A 26,744-nucleotide genomic window follows, 5' to 3' on the forward strand; every position below is an offset into this window, starting at 1 on the left:
AATACATAGAGCTTATGCGACTCCACTAAATTGGGTAATTTTTGTTGTGTGGTGTGCAAAACACACCACACAACAAAAATGCGTAAGTTCTGATGACAGACAATAGCATTTTACAGGTGTAGCCATTATTTATTAAGGCAAAAGGATAGGAGGTATAACATGTTGCCCTATCCTTTTGCCTTAATAAATAATGGTTTTTCTACACTTGAGTATGCCAATCTAAACAGCGATCGCTGCAGATTTCTGTAGAGACGAGTTTGATCTTTAAATGTGACGTAAACGGCGATCAAGATGTCATTGTGCGCCGCTTCGATAGTAATGGTAACCAAATTGGTTCTGATATTAATGTCGATACAACCCAGTTTCCGACTCAAGACCAATCAGATCCGGCGATCGCCGTCCATGCCAACGGCTCCTTTGTCGTGGTATGGACGGACGAAGCGTTTACTGGCGACAATAACACCCAGGTACGATATCGGGCCTACGATAGCAACGGCAATCCCTTCGAGACAGCCAGTATACCCCTGAATAACAACTTCAACGGCACAGCTTTCGCACCCTCTGTGGCTTTCCGCACGACAAATGACCCCGCAGCCCCTACAGACTTCGTCGTCAGTTGGAGCGAGGGACCTAGCGGTAGTACCGATACTGACATTGTGGTTGCTCTTTCCAGCAGCATTTCTTCGAATGCCTTTACATACACAACAGCCAATACAAATACTGCACTGGCTCAAGACTTCTCCAATGTGGCAATGGATGCCAATGGCAATATTGTCGTGACATGGACTCATGCCTATAGCGCTAACGATGACGATATTCATTTTCGTCGTTTTAACAACGAACTGACTGCCTTGAGTGGAGAAATCAATGTTGATATTTCCCTCGGTGATCAGGATGAACCTGTAATTGCGATGACTGGGGATGGGCGCTTCGTTATTGCCTATGAAGATGATGTAACGGAGAGCATTAAATTTCAGGAATATGCAGCCAACGGATCACCAGTTGGGCTACGGCAACAATATGACATTACCCATGGTTTTGAAGACAACCCAAATATTGCAGTTAATGCAGATGGAACTCGTCTGGTGATTGTTGCTGACGATGATGCATCCCACTCCTTTGACCCCTGGGCTAGAATCTTTCGCGCTGAGTTACCCGTCAACATTTTTGGCAACAACGCCGCTAACCGATTGGTTGGAAACATCCGTGCCAATCTCATCCTCGGGCGGGGTGGCAATGACACTCTAATTGGAGGGGCCGGAAACGATACCATGAACGGTGGCACGGGTACTGATGTTTTGACTGGGCAGGGGGGACGCGATCGCTTTGTGTTTGATATCAATACCCGATTCAATCGCACATCCATCGGTATCGATCGTGTCACCGACTTTGTCAGCGGTACTGATACGGTCGTTCTCGATCGCACCACTTTTACGCGCCTCAGTGGCACAGCTCTCAGTGCCACTAATTTCGCAACCGTCGGCAATCTACAACAGGCCCAAAGCAGTACCGCGTTGTTTACCTACATCCGCTCATCGGGTTCACTGTACTACAACGAGAACCGGGCTGGTGCAGGCTTTGGCATTGGTGGACGATTTGCCGATTTTGCGGACGGTTTGGCCCTGAGCCGAACAAACTTCGCAGTTGTTGCGTAGATCATGCTGTGCCTGTCCTAATACAGATAAAGAAATGGTTCAGTGCACAGCACTGAACCATTTCCTAAAAGATTGATGATGCTGTGCCTGTCTCAATACAGATAAAGAAATGGCTCAATGTACAGCACTGAGCCATTTCCTGAAGGATTATTGTTGCCTGAGCGGAACGCACGCAAAAATAATCAACAGATCTTAGATGCTGCTCAGCACGGTACGGGCGGCTTCCAGGGTGCGATCGATATCCGCATCCGTATGCGCCAGGGAAGTGAAGCCTGCTTCAAACTGAGAAGGAGCCAGATAAACGCCTTGCTCCAACATGCCGCGATGGAAGCGAGCGAACTTTTGCAGGTCGCACTTCTTCGCATCTTCGTAGTTGTGGACGGGGCCTTCGGTGAAGAAGAAGCCAAACATGGCGCTAATCGCTCCACCACAGGCAGCGTGGCCCGTTTCCTTGGCGACGTCCAACATGCCCTGGGCCAAGCGAGTGGTGATTTTCTCTAGATAGTCATAAGTACCGGGGCGCTGGAGAATTTCCAGGGTCTTGATGCCAGCGGTCATGGCCAAGGGGTTACCGGAGAGAGTACCGGCCTGGTACATGGGGCCAGCGGGAGCCACCATTTGCATAATGTCCTTGCGGCCACCATAAGCACCTACGGGCAGCCCGCCACCGATGACCTTGCCAAGGGTGGTGAGGTCGGGGGTGATGCCAAATTTGGCCTGAGCACCGCCGTAGGAAATGCGGAAGCCGGTCATCACTTCGTCGAACACCAGGAGCGCACCGTGCTCACGGGTGAGTTCCCGTAGACCCGCGAGGAAGCCGCCATCGGGGGGGATGAAGCCCGCATTACCAACAACGGGCTCAAGGATAACCCCGGCAATCTCATTAGGGTGCTCAGCGAACAGAGCTTTTACGGCTTCCAGGTCGTTGTAGGGAGCGGTAAGGGTGTCAGCCGTGGTGGACTTGGGTACACCGGGCGAGTCGGGCAGACCCAGGGTCGCAACACCGGAACCGGCTTTCACCAGGAACATGTCCGCGTGACCGTGGTAGCAGCCCTCAAATTTGATCACCTTCATCCGACCGGTGTAGGCCCGCATCAGCCGCAGTACGGCCATGCAGGCTTCGGTGCCAGAGTTGACGAAGCGCACCATTTCAATGCTGGGAACGGCATCGATCACCATCTCCGCCAGCACGTTTTCCTGATAGCTGGGGGCACCAAAGCTCGTGCCTTTCTCCAGAGCAGTATGGAGAGCTTGAATGACATCGGGATGAGCGTGGCCGCAAATAGCTGGCCCCCAAGTGCCGATGTAGTCAATATACTGGTTGCCATCCACATCCCAGGCGTAGGCACCCTGAACCCGATCAAATACGATGGGTTGGCCACCCACAGAACGGAATGCCCGTACGGGGGAATTAACGCCACCGGGCATGAGGTTTTGGGCAGCCGCAAAAATTTCTTCTGAACGGGTGGTTTTCAAAGAGGTGTGGGTCGTCAAGATAGGCTCCTATTGATATTGTTGCGAGTGTACGGATTGAAAAGAAGTTTAGAGTGGCCAGGGTGAGAGGTACTTACCCGACCCCACAAGGAACGGAGTCGCCCAACACCTTGGGTCGCCAGGGCAGCAACCTCATCTAAGGCCGGAAGCCGCTCACGGTTAAGGGTAGGGGCCGTAAGAACCATCCTTCATTATTCCATGAGGGTAACGGAAGTGGTCAACGAACCATTCTGTTAGATGAAGCTATGGCCATCCTAACGATTACAAACCTACATTTGGGGGAGGAACAGCCTCGCTGTTCCTCCCCCAAAACCATTCCGTTTTATTAAATGCCACAATCCTAACGATAGACAATTTGCAAGAGTTAGTAGAATTAAATTATGGCGATCGCATCCATACTCAAGCATCTACACAATGGTCTGGTCGTGTCCTGTCAGGCACCTGCTGATTCGCCCTTGCATCAGCCAGATATTATTGCGGCGATCGCCCAGGCTGCCGTTCAACGGGGGGCGATTGGGGTTCGTCTGGACACACCAGCCCATATTCAGGCCGTTCGGGAGCGGGTTACCGTGCCCATTATTGGCCTGTGGAAATGCCAATTTCCTGGTTACGATGTCTATATCACGCCTCAGTTTGAGCAGGCTCAGGCGGTTGCCGTTGCTGGAGCCGATATTATCGCTATTGATGCAACCCAGCGCCCTCGCCCTGGTGGCGAAACCCTGCAAGACTTGATTAAACGGATCCATCAGGACCTAGGTAAACCTGTTATGGCGGATATCGATACCCTGGACAATGCGATCGCCGCTGCCAACGCCGGAGCCGACTTCATCGGCACCACCCTTTACGGCTATACCCAGGAAACTCAGCACCTCTCTCCCCCAGGATTTGACCTTCTTACCGCGATGGCTCAGCAGATTCGGGGTTGCACCTTGGTTTGTGAAGGAGGCATTGCCTCTCCGGCTATGGCCCACCGTGCTCTCCAGCTAGGAGCAGATGTGGTTGTGGTCGGTACTGCTATCACGGGCATTGACCTTCAGGTGCGTGCTTATTGCGAAGCGATACAGCAACCGTAGTGTTGATGCTCAACATTTCAGGGCTTTACCGTCGCAAACGTGTATTTTTAAGGAACTCTCCCCCAACTCTCGTCCCATGGAGTCAAAGCGTTGAGTGGCAGCGTAGCCCTAGATCCGAGTAACGTCCCCCCTCCCCCAATCCACTCAGTTCTACCCTGGATGGAAGCGGCGATTGTCCACTTAAACACGGGGGTACTGCTGTTTGAGGCGCAACCGCCGCACTATCCCATTTGCTTTATCAATCCTGCCGTCACCACTTTAACCGGGCATTCCCTGGAGGCCTTGTTGGAGCAACCGCTGGCTGTGCTACGGGGGGGCGATACCAGCGGCTCGTGGGCAAGTTTGGAGGAAGCGATCGCCAATGGGCATTCCTTTTCTAGCTCCATGCCGATTGCCCGGTATGATGGCAGCACGGTCTGGATTGCCCTCAGTCTGTATCCCATTCTGGATGCAGAGGGACACCGCAATCATTATTTAGGCCTGTTTCAGGAGCAGATGCTCTCAGGGGTTGAGCGATCGCAGCCCGACGAACTCATCCTTAATGCTGTTGGCGAAGGCATCTATGGCCTTGACCTGCAAGGTTGCATCACCTTTGCGAATCCTGCGGCGGCACGGATGCTGGGGTGGTCAGTACCAGACCTGGTGGGCCAATCTATCGACCGCATTCTGCCGGGAGGGGGAGCCCTACCGATGGGAACGCCTCAGATGAATGCGTCGCCCCTTACTCTACCGTCTGGCGAGCTTTACCACAGTGACACCGAAGAATTTTGCCGGCAGGATGGCACCCGCTTTTTGGTGGAATATACCCGCACCCCAATTCTGCACAATGGGCAAATGCTGGGGTCGGTGCTGGTATTTCAGGATGTTACCGAACGTAAACGCCACGAAGAGGCACTTCGGGAAAGTGAGGAACGGTATGCCCTGGCCGTGCAAGGAGCTAACGATGGGATTTGGGATTGGAACCTGAAAACCGACGAAATCTACTTTTCGCCACGCTGGAAAGCCATCCTGGGCTACTCAGATAACACCCTCCCCAACTCCCTGGAAGCATGGTTTGACTGCGTACACCCCGATGATCTGGTTAACTTTAAGCGCGAACTCAATGCCCACCTGGCAGGGATGACATCCCATCTGGAGCATGAGCATCGCATGCGGGCCTACAACGGCAGTTATCGCTGGGTGCTGACGCGAGGCCTGGCGGTGCGAGATGGCAGCAGTCGGGCAACCCGATTAGCTGGATCGCTGACAGACATTACGGATCGCAAAGAAATTGAAGCGCAGTTGATGCACGATGCCCTGCACGACACTCTCACTGGGCTACCCAACCGGGCTCTACTGATGGATCGGTTACGGCATACGGTGGAGTTGGCCCGCCGCAATAGTCGCTACCTCTATGCAGTGCTGTTTCTGGATATTGATCGCTTTAAGGTGATCAACGATAGTTTGGGGCATATGGCGGGGGATGTCTTGTTGGTGGCGATCGCCCAACGCCTCATCGCCTGCATCCGGCCGGGTGACACGGTTGCCCGGCTAGGCGGGGATGAGTTTGTGGTTCTATTAGAAAATATTCGTGACCTTAATAGCGCACTGATGGTAGCGGAGCGCATTCAACGAGCTCTAGAAGCTCCCGTTCCGATTGAGAATCAAGAGATCTTTATTACCTCAAGTATTGGGGTGGCTTTGGGAAGTGCCGACTACCGGGCTGCAGAAGATCTGTTGCGCGACGCCGACACCGCCATGTATCGGGCCAAGTCTCAGGGCCGTGCCCGTTACGAAATATTCAATACCGGCATGCACCAGCAGGTGGTAGTGCTGATGCAACTGGAAAACGACCTGCGCCGAGCGGTCGAAAGGCAGGAACTCTTCCTCCATTACCAGCCCATCATTTCCCTGCGAGCATTCCGCCTGGTGGGGTTTGAAGCTCTGTTGCGGTGGCAACATCCCGTACGCGGCGAAATCCCTCCCGGCACGTTTATCCCCGTTGCTGAGGAGACCGAGCTGATTCGTCCTCTGGAACGGTGGACGTTGCGTGCGGCATGTCGGCAAATGTGCCAATGGCAGAGTCGGTTTCCCCTGGGGGAACCGTTAACAATGCATGTTAATCTTTCGAGCAAGCACTTTGATGGCAATCTGGTTGGCGAAATTCAAACGGTTTTGGCAGAAACCGGCCTCAACCCCACCCGCCTGAATCTGGAAATAACCGAAAGCATGTTGATGGAAAATGCTGAACTGGCGGTTTCTCTGCTCAATCAACTGAAGCAACTGGGCGTGAAACTCTCCATTGATGACTTCGGCACGGGGTATTCTTCCCTCAGCTACCTGCACCGCTTCCCCATCGATACGTTGAAGGTCGATCGCTCCTTTGTCAACAAGCTAGACCAGGATGCCGAACAGTTGGCGATCGTCCGCACGATCATGACTCTGGCCTGGAATTTGGGCATTGAAGTGATTGCTGAAGGGGTCGAAACGACCAAGCAACTGGCTCAACTGGTTGCACTGCAATGTGAATACGGCCAGGGTTTTCACTTTTCAGAGCCCCTGGCAACAGAAGCTGTCGAAGCGTTACTGGACGCTGGAGAAAGCCAGATGCATGAACGATTTATGCGATCGTAGTTGCCACCCCTCTAATTTGTTGATTTTGCCAGCACCAAAAGTTTGAACATCTGTAACGGTTCTGCGGATTATCCAGTCACCCATACGACAATGATGGGCAAATACTGACCGGCCTTCCTTCTCAATCCCAGCAACGGAAGTGGGGGTTGCTCTCTGTATTTCTTGTAACGCTTCATTGCCTAAACCTTTAGACACCAGACGGTGGGAGACAGGGCCATGCGAACCTATCATCGCCAACCGCAGACTGAGCAAGAAACCCGCACCCGCATCCTCAAAGCCGCTCAACAGCTCTTTGCACGGCGCGGGTTTGACGGCACTACAACCCACGACCTGGCAGAAAAAGCAGGCGTTGCGGAAGGCACCCTGTTCCGCCATTTTGAGAACAAGAAGGCGATCTTGGTGGAGGTGGTGACCCAGGGCTGGGTCGAGCTACTGACGGATCTGCTGACTGAGCTAAGCGAAATGGGCAGTTATAAGGCGATCGCCCAGGTCATGCGCAAGCGCATGCTGAACCTGCACCAGAACGCTGATATGCTGCGGGTCTGCTTCCTGGAGGCGCAGTTTCACCCGGATCTGCGCGATCGCATTCAGGTCGAGGTCATCTCCAAGATGTCGGACGTTGCCGAAGCCTTCTTTCAAACGGCTATGGACCGCGGCATTTATCGCCCCATGAATCCTCGCACGGTTGCCCAGGTGTTTCTTGGCATGTTCACAGTTGCGGGTTTCAGCCGCGATACCCTCATGCCCGCTGACGCTTCTCCCCAGGAGATGCAGGCGATGGCCGAGGATCTCGCCAGTATTTTTCTGCATGGAGTGTTAGCTCCGGGAGCGGAGGGGTAGTTTGAGGTGGGTAGGTGGGTTTAGGGTGCTCTAAACCTATCTGCCCCGTTCCGTTGCTAAAGTAGCGATAGAACGCCCCTGTATAATGCAGGGACACTGTGCAATCGTTTCTATGACCCAGCAGCCATCACCGTCCCCTGATACTTCGTATACCGATGATTATGATGAGGCTCCGCCTGTCACGGCCCCTGAGGGAGGGAATCCAGGCTGGGCTGATCCGGATCGGAATTTGCCTGTACCTCGACAGAGCCATATCATTAGTCGGATTCTGACTCCAGCTTTGCGGTTGTGGCTGCGATCACAAGTGGAATCTGTGGATGACTTGCATGTGGAGATTGAGGGGGGCGATCGCCAACTTCTCCAGGGGATTGTGCCGCGTCTCACTCTGACAGGTCGCAATGTTTTATACCAGGGGTTGGCCTTGAGCCAGGTACGGCTGGTGGGGCGAGGAATTCAGGTAAATTTCCGACAAATTCTGCGAGGGAAACCGCTACAGCTTTCTCGCACCATTCCCGTCCAGGGCGAAGCCATCCTGACGGAAGAAGATTTAAATGAGTCGTTGCAGACTCCCATGATGATGACCCTGCTTAATGATGTGCTGGGACATCTACTGCGAGCTGGGATTGCACCCGATCTGGTTGATCCAAATTCTAAAAAGCCTATTGTTCTGGATAACTTTACTGCCCGGTTGCGGGGTGGCAAGCTAACCCTCGCTGCCGAGCTCGTATCAGCGGCCCAGGGAACCAACTTCCCTCTAGCCATTCGCACAGGGCTGGCCGTAATTGGTGACAGTCGATTGCGGCTGGAAAAACCGGAATGGTTAACGAGCCTGCGGGCTAAGCGGGGGTTATCGCTGGATGATCTGGATGGCTATCCGGTCGAACTGGGGACAGATGTGCAAGTGCAAGATTTAGTCCTTGAGGAGGGCCGTCTGATTTTCCGGGGACGCTTTAATGTGTACGCAGAGGATGGCATTGAAGCGGGATAAGGAAATACGTAATGGAAATGGGCACGATATCTTCTGCTCTTTCGCTGAGCGTAAGGGCACTAGCAAGGGTGGTCTGTTATCCACGTCCCATCGCTGTTCTCCATACCTATAATCAACAACCCATCGCCCATTAGCGGTCTATGGGAAGATGAAATGGCTCGAAAATACTGACCTGCCAGAGGCTTTATTATGCTGTCGAAAGGGTTTGAAATTGAGATGTACACCGGCACGCCCCAGGGTGACATCGTGGGGTTTTCGGACAAGATTGTGGCATCTCTGGACGGGTTTGTGCGAGAACCCGACAGCCGTAATGTCGAGTACACCACGCCCCCCCTCTACCGCTATGAGCGATTACTGTGTGAACTGGTCCGCCCGCGTATGCGGTTGCGCCAGTTCTTGCAGGAGTTAGGGGACTATACGCTAATCCCTGGCAGTACCCTGGCTTTGGGGGGGAGCGATCGCTTCTACCGTTCTGACCCTCAAAATCCTTATCACACTTATATTGAGCAGAGCTACGGCACCACTGTTGTCACCGCTAGCGTTCACATTAATATCGGCATTGACGATCCAGAGCAGTTAATGCGCGCCTGTCGGCTGGTTCGGCTGGAGGCTCCGTTATACTTAGCCCTCAGTGCTGCCTCGCCTTTTTTGAATAGTCAACCCACGGGCAGCCACTCAAGTCGCTGGCAAGTCTTCCCCAAAACTCCCGCCCATGTGCCCCTATTTGAGAGCCATGCTCACTTTATTCGATGGACGGAGGAACAACTGGCTCTGGGTACGATGCAAAACGTCCGGCACCTGTGGTCATCCGTTCGGCCGAATGGCGATCGCCGCCCCTACAACTTAAACCGCCTGGAGTTACGGATTTGTGACCTGGTCAGTGACCCAATTGCCCTGTTAGCGATCTCTGCTCTTCTCGAAGCCCGGTTGTTACAACTGCTCAATCAACCAGAGCTTGACCCATTGCTGCTGAGTCAACTTCCGGCTAGCACCCGTGCTGAAGACCTGATTACCCTCACCGACGAAAATGAATCGGCTGCTGCCGCTGCCAGCCTGGATGCGGAGCTGCGCCACTGGAAAGATGGCTCAAAAATCCTCGCTCGGGATTGGGTATTAGAAATTCTGCAAGAGGTGGACGAAACCGCTCGTCGGTACGGATTTGGCTGCTTCCTGCAACCCGTCAAGAAAATTTTGCGGGAGGGTAATGAAGCCCAGCGCTGGCTTAAGCAGGTTGAGCAAGGGTATGACCCACGCCAGGTAGTGATTCAAGCGATCGAGCAGACTGCCCTTCAAGAGAATGCTTTAGCTGCCGATATTTGCGCTCCCCTGGTTGCCTAAAATTAGATTAATCGATCGTGCCAATGCAACCCCTGGGATAGGAGCGTTTTATGAAAAGCCCCTATCCTAGGGGTTGGGCTTTTGCCAAATAACCTCAGTTCGGGATAAGCTGAAGTGCTCATTTTGGCGTGCGCAAAGCGCACGCCAAAATGGGCGTTTTCGAGTGCCGCGCAACGCGCGGCACTCGAAAACGCCCTTAACCCGAACTCAGGTCCAAATACGTCTATTTTTGCGTACGCTTCACTCGTGCCAGGATGGGCACTTCAGTTTATCCGGAACTGGGGTTATTGAGCTGAACGTTGGTAGAAGTCTTAGTAGAAATAGAGGTTGAAGGGGTAACCGCAGGGACTGCCAATTTTATAGCGCTGTGTGCGTTGATTAAGTAAGGTGTTGAGGGGTACCTCGTGCCCCACAACACCGTTGCTGTACTTAACGCACTTGCACATTGCTATAGCTTCAAATGATGGAGCGGGGATCGCGTTAGATTAAAGAAGTGTTCCCTGGAATACCTAATGAAAGATGTTTCTTCATTTATGAACTGGGTTAGTGTCCGGTTTAGGGTTTGGGCACGCTGAAAACAGCAAGAGTCCCTGATTCTATTTCTATCCGTTACGTCTAGTGGGCATCGTGTTATGGGGTTGTCGGGTTGTGCCGACAGCATGAGGTCATTGGGATTCGCGCTCAATACTCAAACTATCCCCGTCTTACCTCTGGGCCGCGCCTAACCCACGACCTTTACCCGATATGCCATCTCCAACTCCTCGCATGGACAATATTGGTGCCGGAAGTGACTCATTGTTGCAACACCCCGGGCAAGGCTACAATCCAGAGTTCCAGGCCCTGGTTGAGAATACACCGGACATCATTTTGCAAATTGACCCAAATTTGCGGCTCCGGTATGCTAACTCGCGCATTACCCAGGAATTGGGGTTACTGCCGGCGGACATGATCGGCAAAACCTTGGAAGAGGTTGGCTTACCGGAGGATGTAGCGAGCCGATGGAAAGCAGCAATCCAACAGGTTCTACAAACCGGACAAGAACAATTTATTGAGTTTGATCTACCAACTCGCAGTGGAGCGTTCTTCTGGCACGCCCGGGTCGTACCAGAACTGGGAAGCGATCGCCGATTAATGTCTGTGTTGCTCATCAGCCGGGATATTACTCGGCTGAAGCTCGCAGAATTGGCACTCCGTGAGAGTGAAATCCGGTACCGCGCCATGTTGGATAGCCAGGTAGAGCTGGTGTGCCGGTTTAATCTAGATGGTACTTTGACCTTTGTAAATGATGCCTGTTGCCGGCTTTTAGAGCGCGATCGCACCGCTCTTCTGGGGTTTTCGATCCTGACGTGGGTACCCGCCAACTACCACAGCCGGATTACCGAACGGCTAGCCGAATTAAATGCCCACCCGGCGGATACCGACACTCTGGAGGTGCCTCTCATCACCCCCCATGGTTCCGAACGCTGGATGCAATGGACAACCCAATCCATTCTGAACGACAACGGCGAGCCTATCGAATATCAGGCTGTAGGGCGCGACATTCATGATCGCAAGCAAATAGAAGCTGCTTTGCGTCAGCGAATTGAGCGTGAACGCACCCTCAATCGCGTGATCCAGGTTATTCGCAACTCCCTGGATCTGAATACTGTATTTTCGACGGCAACCGAGGAAATTGCTCAACTGCTACGGGTAGATCGGGCGGCCATGTTTCAGTATCTAGAGGAGACGGAGGTATGGCTAGGGCGAGCGGAGTTTTGTCCCTCCGAAGAATTGCTTCCGGTGCTCCGGTTGCAAGTTTCTGGGTTAAACAATCCTCTGACCGATCGCCTCAAACGTGCCGAGGTGGTCACGCTTCCTACCCCCAGCCCCTGGCAAGATCCGGTTTCCCAGGAAATAACTGAACGCTTTACAGGCACCTGGGTGATGGTGCCGTTGCTGGTGGGGTCGCAGGTGTGGGGAGCTCTCTGTCTAAATGATTCTGACCTCTCCCGTTCCTGGAAATCCTCGGAAGTCGAGTTGGCTTGCCTGGTGGCAGACCAATTGGCGATCGCCATTCAACAATCGCAGCTCTACGCTGAAGTGCAACACCTGAACGCCAGCTTAGAACGGCAAGTGCGGGTGCGTACGGTTCAACTGCAACTGGCCTTTGAATTTGAAGCAACCCTTAAGCGCATTACCGACCGGGTGCGCGACAGCCTGGATGAGACCCAGATTTTGCAAACTGCCGTCAAGGAATTGGCGATGGGCATGGGGGTTTTGTGCTGCAACGCTGCTCTGTTTGACCTGGAACAAGGCATTTCCACCATTCGCTACGAGTACACCAAAACCCTCACCCCTGCCCGTGGCCGTATATCTCGGATGGCCGACTTTCCGGAGATCTACGAGCCTTTACTTCAGGGGCAACATTTTCAGTTCTGCTCGATTCTGGATAACCCAGTGCGCGATCGCGTTTCTATGCTGGCCTGCCCGATTCAGGATAATCAGGGAGTGTTGGGCGATCTATGGCTGATTAGCCCCAGTTTCCATGCCTATAGTGAGCAGGATATTCGGCTGGTGCAGCAAGTGGCGAACCAGTGTGCGATCGCTATCCGTCAAGCCCGCCTCTATCAGACTGCCCAGGCTCAGGTGACGGAACTGGAACGCTTGAATAGCTTGAAGGATGACTTCTTGAGTACGGTGTCTCACGAGTTGCGGACGCCGATGGCCAACCTCAAAATTGCTGCTCAAATGTTGGATCTGGTGCTCACCCGCACCGGCATTGTGAACGAGACCGTCCTGCAAAAGCATCCTGAAATTGAGCGTTACTTCCGCATCCTTCATGACGAATGCCAGCGAGAAATCAGCCTGATCAATGACTTGCTGGATCTGTCCCGGCTTGATGCGGGCACAGAACCCCCGGCTCTATCGTCCATCAGCCTGCAAAGCTGGCTTCCCACTCTGGTCAATGCCTTTCGGGAACGGGCCTGTAGTCAGCAACAGGCTCTGGAGCTGCATGTGGCTCCCGATCTACCGCTTCTCACAACGGATCTATCCTACCTGGAGCGTATTGTCTCAGAATTGCTCAATAATGCTTGCAAGTACACCCCTTCGGGCGGCCAAATTATTTTAGAAACCCAAATGGTATGGGTTCAACGCCAATTGACCCCTGGCTTAGAGCCTTCTTTCGGGAATATCCTTGAGGGCAGGGATATGAATATTCCTCCCGCCTTATGGCAACAGAAATCAATTTTACGCCTGGGGAACCAACCTCTTCAAATATTCCGGCTTCGCGTTACAAACACCGGGGTTGAAATTCCAGCGATAGAGCGCGATCGCATTTTCGAAAAATTTTACCGCATTCCTAAAAATGACCCCTGGCGGCATGGTGGTACTGGCTTGGGGTTAGCCCTCGTCAAAAAACTTGCCGAACAGTTAGGGGGTGTCATCGAGGTAGACAGTGGCAATAATCAAACCTGCCTGATTCTTTATTTGGTCAACCGCCCTACGGTATTGAACTAATATTTCACCACACCAATTTTTGGCAGGTGAGATGTAACAGGCTTCACCTGCTACATCTCACCTGTCATTGTGGCCTCTCAAAATCCTGGTGGTGATTTTACTAGGGCGTCTTTTTAGAACGCTGTCACCTTTATTAACGTCAGTTCGGGATAAGCCGAACCGCCCATTATTACGTGCGCGTTGCACACGCAATAATGGGCTTTTTCGAGTGCCGCGCGAAGCGCGGCACTCGAAAAAGCCCTTAACCCGAACTGAGGTTTATTAAGGCCTTAACTCTTGGGCGATCGCTTTTGCCTCTCTCTTTAGGCAGAGAATCAGAAAGGAAGAGATCTATCTTTTAGTAGTGATAACTAGTGTAGATTTACGAGTAATGCACTAAGTTTTCTCATTGAATTGAAACAGTAATGTATAAAAATAGGACGATTTTAGGCCAAAAAGAATTTAAAGCTTTGATAGTTTTCAATCGAGTTGTGGAACACTACGTGAGTCGGATCAGGGAAACTTCGTAATTTATAAAGGGACTGTAAAATCCCCAAAATTCAGAAACTATTACATCTATCCCTACGTTGTTGCAGTTAAGTTACGTTCACCTGAAAGAGGAACCGTTGACGATGAGTAAGGCAATGCATATCACAGCTCCGTGGTCATTAGCGATCGCCGGTTTGACCGCTTTTACCCTTTTCTCAACACCCGCTCAATCTCAAACAGCAGAAGCGTCCAATACACGTCTGGCGCAAAGTGGTGCAACGGAAGTTGAGATGGAAACACAAACCATTGAGCGCACCGAGAGCCAGACTATTGAAGTTCAAACAACGGAAACTCAGGTTCAAACCGTTGAAGTAGAAACTTCCCAAACTAGCTTTACTCAAACAGTTCAAGTAGCTGTGTTTCAAGCGGTCGCCCAACGGGCCAATGTGAGTGCCAGCAACCTGCGTATTGTTGAGGTATCTCGTCGTTCTTGGCGTGATAGTTGCCTGGGGTTGAACGCTCAGGAAAACTGTAGCCAAGTCATTACACCGGGTTACCTGGTCACCGTGACAGATGGGCAACGCTATTGGGTTTGCCGCACGAATGCTAATGGCTCGGCCGTGTATTACGATGAGCGTGCAACAGAGATTCGTACGGCTCAACTACGGGTACAAAGTACGCAAATCTCCTTCTCGGATGTGCAGTCGAACTATTGGGCAGCGCGATTCATCCGAGAACTGGCAGCTCTCGATATTATTGCAGGGTATCCCGATGGGCTGTATCGGCCAAATGAGCCTGTCACGCGGGCAGAATTTGCTGCCATTATTCGGCGTGCCTTTAATGTCGAAGACATTCGCGATGCCATTGCCTTCGTAGATGTGGATGAGGATTATTGGGCTGCTGCGGCTATTGATACAGCCTATGAACGAGGCTTTTTGAATGTAGTGGGTAACCGTGAGTTCCGTCCGTTAGCGGAGCTGTATCGGGGTGATGTACTGTTTGCGATCGCACGGGGTTTCAACTTCTCCACCCAAGAAACCAACGTCAGCATTCTAAATCGCTACTCCGATGTAACCGTCAGTTCTGCGGAGGCTCGTCTTCTCCTGGCAGCCCTGACGAATCGGGGAGTTATGACGAATTACCCGAACGTCAATACGTTGGACCTGGAGCGGGTTGCAACTCGTGCCGAGGTAGCGGTACTGGTTTATCAAACCCTTTACAGCATGGGTTATGTCGCCCGTATTGACTCGCCCTATGTGGTTCAAGACACGACTGTTGTCACCGATGTCGACTCCGAAACGGTCGTTGATTCAGATTCAACAGACACATCCCGCCCCCCACGCCAAAACTGTAACCAGGGCATTGGTAACGGTGCAGAAGGGTGTGATCCCGGCAACTCGCAACCCCACGGCGGCAGCAACGATGAAGGTGGCCGTACTCCTGGCAACCGCCCATAACCTGATTAAGGTTACGTAATAGGTGTCAGAAGCCCGGCGTTTTTAAAAATGCCGGGTTTCTGAGTTTGGGTGCATCCCACTTTTGCAAATTTGGAAACCCACTTTTGGAGGTGAAGCGGGCGAAGCCCGCTTCACCTCCAAAAGTGGGATGCACCCCTGAGTTTCTTCTAATCCAGAAGCTGATTCTGTACGTTTCGCGTATAAAAATGGGCACTTTAGCTTATCTCGAACTGAGGTGAATCAAGGATAAAACATATTTTGTGCAGGGCTGTCACTCATAACGGTTTTCAACTAGATTAGATATCCATATAAAGTCCAGAATGTTGATAGAGAAGCAGTCTAAATAACAGGAAAAGACTATTTCTACTGTCCTTTTTGTGTATAGGATATGACACCTACCTTAAAAAATGCTTTGAGATAGCAATGTACTGTTCTGATACCTTTTAAGAAAAGTTTTTCTGTATCGAATGAGGTACGAGAGGGGTATAAACGTGTAGTGCTATATTGTCTGGCAAACTTTTAGAAGAATTAACTCTTTCTTGGGATTGCAAACGAAATAAAGCTTTATCATTGATGAGCCTGCAATGGCTTAGATATTATCTCTAATAGGTAGCTCAATTCAAATTTTGCAGCAAACCCCCGCACCCCTATTTTTTGTTATGAAGTGGCGGGGCAATAGGGGCTCGGGGGTTTGGTTTTAGAGCGGTGCCTTAAGACCACAAATAAAACAACCTGTAATTCTTTGTGGAAGTGGTAGCTTTGCCACCACTTCCACAAAGAATTACAGGTTATTAGATACACAATCCCTAGAAGGTATAAGTAGCTTGATTTCTACTAAAGGGCTGAAACCTATTCATTCGCTTGAGCTTGCTAAGAAGCCTTGAAAGTGATTCTTGATTTTCCTAGAAGCATTAACGAGAATAGCTTTTAGCAAAATGAATGACCCATGCAAAATAATGCCTTACCCGCTACAGGTTCTCAAATCCTGGATTCACGATACAATAGACATACAAAGCTAGAGCAACTGTTTGAGGCCAATAGGATAGGCTTTTCATCATCGATCGCTCAGTTATAGCTCTTTAGAAATGTTTTCAATTCAAGGTTATCTGCAGAAATTGTGAGTACTCGCGATATTCTAGACAAAGATTAGGTATTTGACTGTATAGTCATATATCTAACCTTATGTAGAGGTGAGTCCGCTTCCTTCAATAATGGGCTTATTACATAACTATAAGCTTCGACCAGCAAGTTAATGCTTAATGGTCTGCTCGCTTTTATTCAAACTGAATATTTTTAGATATGAGGGAAAAAGAATGATGGTGTCTAATCAAGATCAACGATGTAATGGGTGGCAAGTGGGCGATCGCATCGAAGGCCCAGAACCTGGAGACCAAGGTGTCATTCGGCGAATCGATGGATGTCAGCTCGTTATTCACTGTGGTGATGGCATTACAATCTACGGGCGGCAGAAAACGATGGAACGTATGCAATGGAAGATTGCCCGTTCTTAAACTTTGTGAACTCGTGCTGTAGTGTTCCTTTATGGTTTTTGAAATATTCCTTAACGGGTGGAGTAGGGTGAGCCTATTCCACCCGTTAAATATGTTAGGACTTACGTAATTGTTGTGAGGTGTGCCTCGCATACCTCACAACAATTACGTAAGCTCTGCCTATTCTAGATTCTTATTGTGGCAAGAGTGCGAGCTTTGCTTCAGGCCTTCTTGTACAGGTGATTAAATCTACCGTTTTTCAGCATTTACAGGGATTGCTTGATGTAGATGAGCTTTCCCAACGGACCCAAATAAATCAAGTTTTTCTAGAATCACCTCTTTCATGGCGGCGATGACATCGTCCATGCAGTCCAGCAAATCAGCATCGGGATCAGCGCAGGGCTCAGACTGAAGGATACGCATATAGGCCTGTCGCACTTCAGTGTTGACATTGAACTTGCAAACCCCCAGCTGAATAGAGCGGCTGATCATAGCAGGGGGTAAACCCGATGCACCGTGAAGCACCAGGGGAATATCCACCAGACGGCGGATTTTAGCAAGGCGATCGAAATCTAAGCGGGGTTCACTCTGATAGTTGCCGTGAACATTGCCAATGGTGACCGCCAGGGAATCAACCCCTGTTGCTGCAACAAATTCTCTGGCCTGATCGGGGTCGGTCATTTTGGCCTCTTTCTCGGCAATGGTTAATCCATCTTCTGTGCCGCTGATTCGGCCAATCTCGGCTTCGACCACGGCACCAACGGTGTGAGCAACGTCCGTCATCGATTTCGTGAAAGCCAAGTTTTTCTCATAGGGATAGGGAGAACCGTCCGCCATGATCGAGCGCATTCCTACCGCCAGAGCCATTTGAATCGCAGTTTCTGAGGTACTGTGATCAAGATGTACAGACATCGGAACCGTTGCCCCCCGAGCTGCTTCCAGACAAAGGGCTACCAGGCTAGAACCACCAAACTTTAGAGCACTAGGGTGAAGCTGCAACATAGCTGGACTACGAGCCTCTTCCGCTGCCATCACGACTGCTTTTACCCCCTCTAAGTTGTACACATTGAAGGCTCCAATGGCATAAATATTCCGTCGAGCGGTTTCAAGGAGTTCTTGGGTAGAGGTGAGCATAGAACTGTTTAATCCAATTGAGAACCTGACAAAGCACTAGGAGCTGCTCTAAAAGTTATTCTTTCATGTACGGAACGGATGAAAAAATAACTCTTTCAGCAAGTCTTAAATTACACCCTAGCACTCACGATCCCTGCTTGCGGTGATTCAAAAGACACCCTACATAAATTGATTTTTGGAGGTTAAATCGTAGGTCTGGCAAAGCTACACCACGCTCTACACAGGAGGTCTAATAGAAAGGCTGGAATTTTAAGGGCAAGTTTGAATAGAATTTCTCCCACATTTATAAGGACTTCAACTCCTGTCGTTTGGTTGATGCCAGGAAATGCTACGTCCGATACCGTCAGGATAAGGCAGCGGAGAGGTTGGAAGGGGACAGGCACCCTTCGCCTACCATCTACTTCTGTGCCCAAATGCTGAGATTGGCCTGAACTGTTGAGTTTTATATAAAACATGAAACAGGTATTGATTATTGGAGGATGCGGACGCATCGGCAGCAGCATTGCTCGCGATATCCTTGCTCATACTGATGCTGAGGTGACCGTTACAGGCCGCCAAGAGCATCTCGGTATTGCCTTGGCAGAGCAACTGGGGCCAAAGGTGCGGTTTTTGCAATTAGACTTATCCGACCCAGAGCGGGTACGGCAGGCGATCGCCAACCACAATCTCGTCCTCCATTCCGCCGGCCCCTTCCACTACCGCGACACCCGTGTCCTACAGATGTGCATTGAATCCGGGGTCGACTATGCCGATGTGAGTGATGAGCGCACCTTCACCGAAAAGGCCTTAAGCTACAGCGCGGAAGCTGAAGCCGCCGGCGTTACGGCTGTTGTAAATACCGGAGTATTTCCCGGTATTTCTAACAGCATGGTGCGCCAGGGGGTCGAAATGATGGACAAGACCGACTCCATACAGCTTAGCTATGTAGTGGCTGGTTCAGGTGGCGCAGGCGTCACCGTTATGCGAACGACCTTTATTGGGCTACAGCACTCTTTCCCAGCCTGGCTAAATGGCACCTGGCAAACGGTGAAACCATACTCAGCTCGTGAAACTCTGGAATTTCCTGCCTACGGGAAAGCCAGCGTGTACTGGTATGACATGCCAGAGGCGATTACCCTCCAACGCACCTTCCCTGAGGTGAAGAATGTGGTGACCAAGTTTGGTGTTGTGCCCGACTTCTACAACCACGCTACCTGGAGCATGGCTCACTTGGTACCCTCGCCCATCCTGAAGCATCCTGCAACGGTGGAGTTTCTCGCTAATGTCAGCTATTCCATGACCAGTGTGACCGATCGCTTTAGTGGTACTGGAGTCGCCATGCGTTGTGACATTCGGGGCCAGAAGGACGGTGCTACTCACCATTACTGCAGCACCTTTTCCCACGAAAGCGCAGCAGTGGCCACAGGCTTAGGCACAGGCAGTATCGCAGAACTGATGCTGAAGGGCGAACTGAAGCAACCCGGTGTTTATGCCGTGGAGCAAATTCTCTCGACGCCCCAGTTCCAGGAAACCATGAAGCGCCGCAATCTACAGATTAGCGAGACGTTTGATTCTAAGGTGTTTGCCTAGATTCAATTGATTTTTCGTGCGCTATGCGCACGAAAAATCGATGTCTCTGATTAGTCATCTTGCCCATGGTGGGAGAAGACATAGATCCGCTGCGTTTCTAAGGACGAGCGGAGGGAGGAGGGGAGCACCGCATCCTTCTGGGCTACAGGATTCAAAGAGAACACCTGGCGGCACAGTTGAATCTGCAAATTGGTCATCGGGTCGCTTCCCGATGAAATAAGAAATTCCAATTGTTGCAGGTCATGCCATTGGGCAAGCTCGTCCAGAATGGGAACGATCGCCTCCACCAACGGATGGTCCGGATGCTGATACCAATCGGGTGCAATTCCCTGAGACTGAGCGAGGCCCAGATGGACGATCAAGGAAGCTGGGTTGAAGAGAGCGATCGCCACCGGACGTGCCTCTTCCTGCAATAGCAAGTCGTGCTGTTGAGCCAGGTGACGAATCTTCTCTAACCGCTCGTAGCGATCAATTGGGGATTGTGCATCTTCCTGCCATTCGAGGGCGATCGTTACCAGGTAGGAGCTGAGGAGTAAGTGCCCAAGCTTTTCAGCCTTGGTTTGCAGGTAAGCGGCATTGTAGCTCGTGGCTTCAATCAGCAGTGGTACACGATCCACCATCTCCAGGCCGTAGCCCTTGATGCCAGCAATCTTGCGAGGGTTATTCGTTACTAGCTTGAATTGTTTAACCCCTACATCATTCAGAATCTGGGCCCCAATTCCATAGTTGCGTTGATCGGCGGGGAACCCCAGCCGCTCGTTAGCTTCCACCGTATCCAGGCCCATATCCTGCAAGGAATAGGCTTTGAGTTTATTGATCAGGCCGATGCCACGTCCTTCCTGGCGCAGGTACACAATGACCCCTTCACCTACGGACTCAATCATTTTCAGCGCGGCTTGCAACTGCATCCGGCAATCACAGCGCAGGGAACCCAGAGAGTCCCCTGTCAGGCATTCGGAGTGAACGCGCACCATCACAGGTTTTTCGGCAAAGGTAGCTGGGTCGCCTTTGACAATAGCTACATGCTCGGAGTTATCTAGCAGGTTGCGATAGCCGTAGACTTTGAAGTGGCCAAACTGGCTGGGCAGATCGGCTATGGCTTCGCGAATGAGAAACCGCTCATGTTGCAGCCGGTAGCTGATCAGGTCGGCAATGCTGATGATTTTCAGTTGGTGACGGGCTGAATACTCAATCAACTCGGGTAACCGCGCCATCGAGCCATCAGGGTTCTGAATTTCACAGATGACGCCGGCAGGATAGAGGCCAGCCATCCTGGGTAAATCGACTCCCGCTTCGGTGTGGCCTGCTCGCTTGAGGACACCACCTTCGCGCGATCGTAACGGGAAGATATGCCCCGGACGGCGCAGATCCTCGGGCCGAGTTTTGGGATTAATGGCCAACTGAATGGTTTTTGCCCGGTCATCTGCAGAAATTCCGGTTGTTACGCCCAGGTGCAGAGCCCCGTCAATACTAACGGTAAAGGCTGTTTGTTCGTAGCTATCCTCAAAGGCCTGATTGCTTACCATCAAGGGCAGTTCCAGTTCATCCAGACGCTCCCCGGTCATAGCCAGGCAGATCAGCCCCCGAGCCTCAACTGCCATGAAGTTGATCATATCTGGGGTGCAAAACTGAGCCGCACCGATTAAATCCCCTTCGTTTTCGCGGTTTTCGTCATCCACAACCACGATCATTTTGCCAGCCTTAAGATCGGCTAACGCATCTTCAATGGAGTCAAACGTAAAGCCCGAAGTCGGGTTGAAGTCATTGAGCAGTTGGGGTGAGTGAAGCGGTTCCACGGGAAACTCTCTGAAGGAATGTTAACTTTTTGTAATGAGTCTGATCCCCATCTTATCGATTTCATCGATCTACCTGGGGATTTTTGCCTGGGTCTTTGGAAAGGGGCAGGCTAGGGAGGGGAGGCCCCCTGCAACAGCCTGAGGGAAGTTAACGCTGGAGTAGACCGGATCAGAGGCTAACGTTAGAGGCAACAGGCATAATAACGCCTGACCTTAGCGATAACCTGAAGAAAACGTGCGTTCAATTAGCACAATCGAACAGGTTAGTTTATTGTATTGCTACCGAGGATTATCGGTTTCCTTGTTGAGTCGTATAGGTCGGTATTATGGGTGATGCAGAACGGGTGTCGGTGGGCGTGGTAGGAGCCTCCGGCTATGGCGGAATACAACTGGTGCGGCTGCTGCAAGATCACCCTCATCTAGATTTGGTGTACATCGGCGGTAATAGCACTGTGGGGCAGGAGTTTGGTGCCCTTTACCCCCATTTAGGCCATCAGGTAAAGCTGACGGTGGAGGAAGTGGATGCGGAGGTGATTGGCGATCGCTGCCAGGTTGTCTTTCTCTCCCTGCCCAATGGCATTGCCTATAAAATGACCCCCCGTCTTTTAGAGAAGGGGTGCAAAGTATTGGATTTATCGGCAGACTACCGTTTCAGTGATCTGAGCACTTACAGCACCTGGTACGGCGTCGAGCGCGATGATTATGAAATTGCCAGCACAGCTGTTTATGGTTTACCAGAACTGTACCGCAGTCGCATTCAAGAAGCTCAACTGGTGGGTTGTCCCGGTTGCTATCCCACAGCCAGTTTGCTGGCATTAGCCCCCTTGCTCAAGCAGGGCCTGATTATTCCTGAGACCGCCATCATTGATGCCAAGTCTGGAACCTCCGGTGGAGGCCGCCAACCGCCTAAAGTGAATATGCTCCTAGCCGAAGCCGACAGCTCCTTTGGCGCCTATGGCGTCGGCGGTCGTCACCGTCATACTCCTGAAATTGAACAGGTATGCAGTGATCTGGCGGGTCACGAAGTCCTGATTCAATTCACACCTCACCTGGTGCCGATGGTACGCGGTATCCTCTCTACCGTTTACGCTACTATGCGTGATCCAGGGCTAGTACGGGATGATCTAATCACGATCTACAACGCCTTCTACCGCTCATGCCCCTGGGTCAAGATCCTTCCCAGTGGTACTTACCCCCAAACCAAGTGGGCTGCAGGCACAAACCTCTGCTACATCGGCATTGAAGTTGACCCCCGTACCAGCCGCGTGATCGTCATGTCCGCCATCGACAATCTACTAAAGGGTCAGGCAGGGCAGGCTATCCAATGCCTGAATTTGATGATGGGGTGGGAAGAAACGTTAGGGTTACCTCAATTAACCTTCTATCCATAACGTCTTAGGGTTATACATTTAACAACCCGTCATTCTTTTTGTGGGAGTGGCGACTTCGCCGCCACTCCCACAAAAAGAATGACGGGTTGTGTTGTTTGTAATCCTTAGCAACAGACCTTCTGTGTGAATCGTTGCATAGCGAAGCTATGCAACGATTTACGCCCTTAAAAACTGATTCATGCAGAAGCTTGAACCGGAAGTGCCAGATACCTGAGCTTTAACCATCCTGACTGAGTCTCTGATTCATCCAAAATACTAAGCTGCATCGTTAACGCTTTAAAGGGGTTTTACTCTCCTTGGAGGGCTCACCCGCCCGCTTTTTCATCATGGCTTCTCCTACGACGACGTTTAACTGATCGCCCAACAGCAAGGCCAGAGACGACAGATAGAGCCACAGCAATAGCACGATGACCGCCCCGATCGCCCCGTAGGCCCGGTTGTAATTCCCAAAACTCTCCACATAAAGCCGAAATAGATTTGACAGCATAGCCCACAGACCAGCGGCTATCATCGCACCCGGCATAATGGGTTGTCCTGGGTTCCAATGGCTTGGCCCAAACCGATAGATGAACCCAAAAGTGAGAGACATCACTACCAGCACCACCGGTAGGCTAGACAGCTCAGCAGCCCATAGAATCCAGGCATCAAAGGGACCGCTATAGCCCACCACCCGCCGCAGAAGCAGATTGCTCACAAAGACCAGATAGACGGCCAGTGTGACAAGAAGCAGAGCCCCAATCGTGAGTAAAAACGAGAGAAAACGCGATCGCCAATAAGGACGAACACGGGATTGCGGAATCTCATGGATCTGATCTAACGCAACCATCGCTGCACTCAGTGCCCCGGATGTGGCCCAGAAGGCAATGATGAAGCTAATCGAAAACAAGCCTGTATCCCGGCGGGTAGCAATATCGTTGGCAAAATCTTCAATCAGCACCATGGCTTCGCTGGGTACGACATCTTGCAACTGTCTCACTAAATTTTGCAGCGTTAACTGCAACGGAGCCACTAACCCAACCGCTGACAACACTGTTAAGATGCCCGGAAATAAACCCAGGATCAGACTGTAGGCCATTTCCGCAGCCAAACCCGGCAACCGTTGTTGAAGCGATCGCTGGATCAACGTGCGTACTGTCCTTCGATTAAGATGTCTCCAAAACTGAAAGAATCTGGGCCGTTCCATTGAAGTCAGCACGCCATACCGGGCAGTGGGTTTGTAGGATTTCGATACAGCTATCCTCATTGACACTAACGCTGTCTTTGATCCCCGACATCTCACTCGGGTAGATGTTTAGAGCCACTACGAGCTAACCGCATAGACTCTGTTTCATGGTGGCTTTGGGCAGGAACATGTTGTGTGGCAGCGGCCAACCCAAAGATGGACATTTTGCCGTAGATCGTTTCGTAAAGGACACCATCAATGTCGTAATGGGGGAATAAGCGGAAAAATTTCTTACCCCCTAAAAATCCCTTTTCGGGATGCTCGCGCAGGGTGCGCAACATCGGTCCCATGGCTTGAGCAACCGGCATCCATTCCGAGAAGGCAGTGAGCTGGTTCACTCGCATCCCAATTAGGAGATTTCCAGTAATGAAATTACCCCCAGATGTTGGTGCTTTGCCCGCGAAGCGGGCAAAGCACCAACATTCTGGGTAAATTCTTATGCAGAAACCTCCTTAGAAAAACGACAAAAGACCGATCGATCTGCGCTGTAAACCGTCCGGGTATTACGGATTTCATCGATTATTCCTTCTGGGAAAAGCCTGGATAGTCTGAATAGCTGCTGTATTAGGGTTAAACCGGATTGAAGCGAACCCTACAAGCCCCCCTGCGGAGCAAGCTAAATGAAATAGATAAGTTGTATATTCAAGAAAGTAACTATTCACTTAATTGAATATATGGACAGCTTGTACTCAATAAAGTGACTATGTCAAGTGAGAGCCTATGGCCTTAGTTCATGCAATTCTGGCAGTGCTACTGGAGGAACCCTGCAGTGGTTATGACTTGCGGAAGCGTTTTGAAGGCTCTGTAGGTTTTTTCTGGAAAGCTAGCTTTCAGCAGATTTACCGTGAACTGACCAAGCTGGAGGAACAGGGCTTGCTGCATGCCCAAGAAGTTCAACAGGAAAGCCGCCCTGATAAAAAGATTTATTCTGTGACTGAATCAGGGCAGCAGTTTCTGCGGGAGTGGATTGCGCAGCCTGCAGAAATGGGGCCGATTAAAGATGATCTACTCGTCAAATTATTTGCGGGGGCTTTAGTTTCTAGAGAAACTATCCGCGCAGAACTCGAACATCACCGACAGCAGCATCAGGAGAGGCTCGCGACCTATCGAGCCATTGAGCAAAATTATTTTCAGGATATTGAGGAGGCTTCGAGCGAGCATCAATTCCAATACCTCACCCTGCGCTACGGCATTCGCTCTGAAATCGAGTGGCTTAACTGGTGCGATGAAGTTCTGCAATTCTTAGACACCCATCTCAGTAGCGGACAAAACCTCTAAACCCGATTTTTTGTTGTGGAGGCTTTGCCCCATAACAAAAAATCAGGCTAATACTGCATGCCGGACATCAACCTATGTTGGGTAGTGTGATAACAAGTAAGGTTAAATACCATGATAAAAAGTGGTATTTAACCCGACATGATATGAGATGCCAAGTACCCCACACTACCTAACATAGGTATTAAGCCGCCGAGTGCTAGTGTTTCATGCCCTCTTGTTCAGCAAGCTGACCAATGCTTCCATCAGTATTTGGTTTTGCTCATCTGTACCGACAGAAATACGAAGCTTATTCTCTAATCCATGTTGTTTGAAGTAGCGAACTAGGATCCCTCGTTCTTTCAAGCCGGTGTAGAGGAATTCTGCATTTCCGTCTAAAGGAGTTGCCAAAACAAAGTTTCCTTGCGACTCCAACACCGTAAATCCTAAATTCTTCAAGTCTGCTGTTAACGTTGTTCGCGACACTTTCACTTTGTCTGCACAAGCATTTTTATAAGCTTGATCTCGCATCGCAGCAGCACCCAACATGATGGCGATCGCATCAATGTTGTAGCTATCCTTCACTTTGAATAATCCACTTAAAAGTTGAGGGTTTGCCACACCAAAGCCCATTCGCAAACCTGCTAGCGAGTAACCTTTGGATAAGGTGCGTAAGACAATAACGTTGTCAAATTCCTGAACTAAGGGCAATGCTGAAGATTCTGCAAAATCGACGTATGCCTCATCAACTACAAGAACACCGGATACCCCTTGGGCTAATTCCCGTAGATCATTCAACGGTACGGTGTGACCGGAAGGGCTATTGGGAGATGCGATGAAGGTAATCGCTCCCTTGGCTGCAATTAGTTCTTGAATGGGTAATTGGAAGTTATCCGCGTAGGGAACTTCAACCACTTCCGCAGGCTGCATGGCTGACAACGTTTTGTAGAGCACGTAGGTCGGCATGGGGTATACGACTTTGCGATCGCTCCCTTCTGCACAGGCCCGCACCAACAGATTCAGCACGTCATCACTACCGTTGCCCACAATAATCCAATCGGCGGGTACTCCCAGAGCATCACTGATCGCCTGACAAAAGTCTCTTGCGTAAGGGTCGGGGTAACGTCTTAGATACTCGCTATCTAAGTCGCGTAATACTTCCATCACCTTTGGAGAGGGTGGATAGGGATTTTCATTGGTGTTGAGTTTAATAATTTTCGTTCCCGGCTTGGGTTGTTCGCCCGGAACGTAGCCAGCCATGTTGTCAATAGCAGGACGAAAGTAGCTCATAATGAATCGCAAGAATTCCTGTCAGATGTGTGTGTTGTCTGATTACCCGATTGTTCGCACCAACAACCTAATTATTTTAGACGCATAAGCTAACCTTGTTAGTTCATGCCAAATCAATATAAAGCTGCGCAGAATGGTGTGTGGGACGCGTAGCGTCCCACACACCATTCTGCG

Annotated in this window: 18 protein-coding genes; 12 read left to right on the top strand and 6 right to left on the bottom strand. The window is 50.9% G+C overall.

Features of this window, described 5'->3' with window-relative positions:
• Nucleotides 1-257: 257 nt before the first annotated feature.
• Nucleotides 258-1,655 (top strand): calcium-binding protein, encoded by a 1,398-nt coding sequence (locus H6F91_RS27945; RefSeq protein ID WP_190775426.1) that lies wholly within the window; start codon nt 258-260, stop codon nt 1,653-1,655.
• Between the two features lie 192 nt (nt 1,656-1,847).
• Here H6F91_RS27945 and hemL read toward each other — a convergent pair whose 3' ends face one another.
• Nucleotides 1,848-3,149, bottom strand: coding sequence for a glutamate-1-semialdehyde 2,1-aminomutase (gene hemL, locus H6F91_RS14385; protein WP_190775425.1), 1,302 nt, complete (start codon nt 3,147-3,149; stop codon nt 1,848-1,850).
• A gap of 380 nt (nt 3,150-3,529) precedes the next feature.
• Between hemL and H6F91_RS14390 the strand changes: the two genes are divergently transcribed.
• The 8 genes from H6F91_RS14390 to H6F91_RS14425 all read left to right on the top strand — a co-directional run bounded on the left by H6F91_RS14390 (nt 3,530) and on the right by H6F91_RS14425 (nt 16,935).
• Nucleotides 3,530-4,222, top strand: a complete 693-nt coding sequence (locus H6F91_RS14390; RefSeq protein WP_190775424.1) for an N-acetylmannosamine-6-phosphate 2-epimerase — start codon at nt 3,530-3,532, stop codon at nt 4,220-4,222.
• 90 nt (nt 4,223-4,312) lie between these two features.
• Nucleotides 4,313-6,835, top strand: coding sequence for a bifunctional diguanylate cyclase/phosphodiesterase (locus H6F91_RS14395; protein ID WP_190775423.1), 2,523 nt, complete (start codon nt 4,313-4,315; stop codon nt 6,833-6,835).
• Between the two features lie 216 nt (nt 6,836-7,051).
• Nucleotides 7,052-7,675 carry a TetR/AcrR family transcriptional regulator gene (locus tag H6F91_RS14400; protein WP_190775422.1) on the top strand — a complete coding sequence of 208 codons (624 nt, stop codon included), beginning with the start codon at nt 7,052-7,054 and terminating at the stop codon, nt 7,673-7,675.
• A 112-nt stretch (nt 7,676-7,787) separates the two neighbouring features.
• Nucleotides 7,788-8,663, top strand: coding sequence for a DUF2993 domain-containing protein (locus tag H6F91_RS14405; RefSeq protein WP_190775421.1), 876 nt, complete (start codon nt 7,788-7,790; stop codon nt 8,661-8,663).
• A 186-nt stretch (nt 8,664-8,849) separates the two neighbouring features.
• Nucleotides 8,850-10,001 carry a glutamate--cysteine ligase gene (gene gshA / locus H6F91_RS14410; protein ID WP_190775429.1) on the top strand — a complete coding sequence of 384 codons (1,152 nt, stop codon included), beginning with the start codon at nt 8,850-8,852 and terminating at the stop codon, nt 9,999-10,001.
• 744 nt (nt 10,002-10,745) lie between these two features.
• A complete protein-coding gene (locus H6F91_RS14415) occupies nt 10,746-13,499 on the top strand; it encodes a PAS domain S-box protein (RefSeq protein WP_190789390.1) in 2,754 nt (917 codons plus the stop codon).
• Nucleotides 13,500-14,110: 611 nt separating this feature from the next.
• Entirely contained in the window at nt 14,111-15,424 is a 1,314-nt protein-coding gene (locus H6F91_RS14420; protein ID WP_190775419.1) for an S-layer homology domain-containing protein, read from the top strand.
• A gap of 1,313 nt (nt 15,425-16,737) precedes the next feature.
• Nucleotides 16,738-16,935: a hypothetical protein gene (locus H6F91_RS14425; protein WP_190775418.1), complete on the top strand. Its 198-nt coding sequence runs from the start codon at nt 16,738-16,740 to the stop codon at nt 16,933-16,935.
• A gap of 228 nt (nt 16,936-17,163) precedes the next feature.
• On the opposite strand, the gene H6F91_RS14430 is transcribed toward H6F91_RS14425, so the two are convergent.
• On the bottom strand, nt 17,164-18,048 hold the full coding sequence (locus tag H6F91_RS14430) for a class II fructose-bisphosphate aldolase (protein WP_190775417.1): 885 nt from the start codon (nt 18,046-18,048) through the stop codon (nt 17,164-17,166).
• A gap of 453 nt (nt 18,049-18,501) precedes the next feature.
• Between H6F91_RS14430 and H6F91_RS14435 the strand changes: the two genes are divergently transcribed.
• Nucleotides 18,502-19,617: a saccharopine dehydrogenase NADP-binding domain-containing protein gene (locus tag H6F91_RS14435; RefSeq protein WP_190775416.1), complete on the top strand. Its 1,116-nt coding sequence runs from the start codon at nt 18,502-18,504 to the stop codon at nt 19,615-19,617.
• A 50-nt stretch (nt 19,618-19,667) separates the two neighbouring features.
• Here H6F91_RS14435 and ribBA read toward each other — a convergent pair whose 3' ends face one another.
• Nucleotides 19,668-21,413 (bottom strand): bifunctional 3,4-dihydroxy-2-butanone-4-phosphate synthase/GTP cyclohydrolase II, encoded by a 1,746-nt coding sequence (ribBA, locus tag H6F91_RS14440; RefSeq protein WP_347280038.1) that lies wholly within the window; start codon nt 21,411-21,413, stop codon nt 19,668-19,670.
• Between the two features lie 326 nt (nt 21,414-21,739).
• On the opposite strand from ribBA, the gene argC reads away from it, so the two are divergent.
• Entirely contained in the window at nt 21,740-22,804 is a 1,065-nt protein-coding gene (gene argC / locus H6F91_RS14445; protein ID WP_190775415.1) for an N-acetyl-gamma-glutamyl-phosphate reductase, read from the top strand.
• 268 nt (nt 22,805-23,072) lie between these two features.
• Here the strand turns inward: argC and H6F91_RS14450 are convergent, their stop codons facing one another.
• Nucleotides 23,073-23,987, bottom strand: coding sequence for a YihY/virulence factor BrkB family protein (locus tag H6F91_RS14450; protein ID WP_190775414.1), 915 nt, complete (start codon nt 23,985-23,987; stop codon nt 23,073-23,075).
• 92 nt (nt 23,988-24,079) lie between these two features.
• Nucleotides 24,080-24,460 (bottom strand): DUF4188 domain-containing protein, encoded by a 381-nt coding sequence (locus tag H6F91_RS14455; protein ID WP_347280039.1) that lies wholly within the window; start codon nt 24,458-24,460, stop codon nt 24,080-24,082.
• 286 nt (nt 24,461-24,746) lie between these two features.
• On the opposite strand from H6F91_RS14455, the gene H6F91_RS14460 reads away from it, so the two are divergent.
• Nucleotides 24,747-25,304 carry a PadR family transcriptional regulator gene (locus tag H6F91_RS14460; RefSeq protein WP_190775412.1) on the top strand — a complete coding sequence of 186 codons (558 nt, stop codon included), beginning with the start codon at nt 24,747-24,749 and terminating at the stop codon, nt 25,302-25,304.
• Nucleotides 25,305-25,508: 204 nt separating this feature from the next.
• Here the strand turns inward: H6F91_RS14460 and hisC are convergent, their stop codons facing one another.
• On the bottom strand, nt 25,509-26,570 hold the full coding sequence (hisC, locus tag H6F91_RS14465; protein WP_190775411.1) for a histidinol-phosphate transaminase: 1,062 nt from the start codon (nt 26,568-26,570) through the stop codon (nt 25,509-25,511).
• Nucleotides 26,571-26,744: the final 174 nt, after the last annotated feature.

The organism is Leptolyngbya sp. FACHB-8 (assembly GCF_014695575.1).
Classification (GTDB): Bacteria; Cyanobacteriota; Cyanobacteriia; order Elainellales; family Elainellaceae; genus Vacuolonema.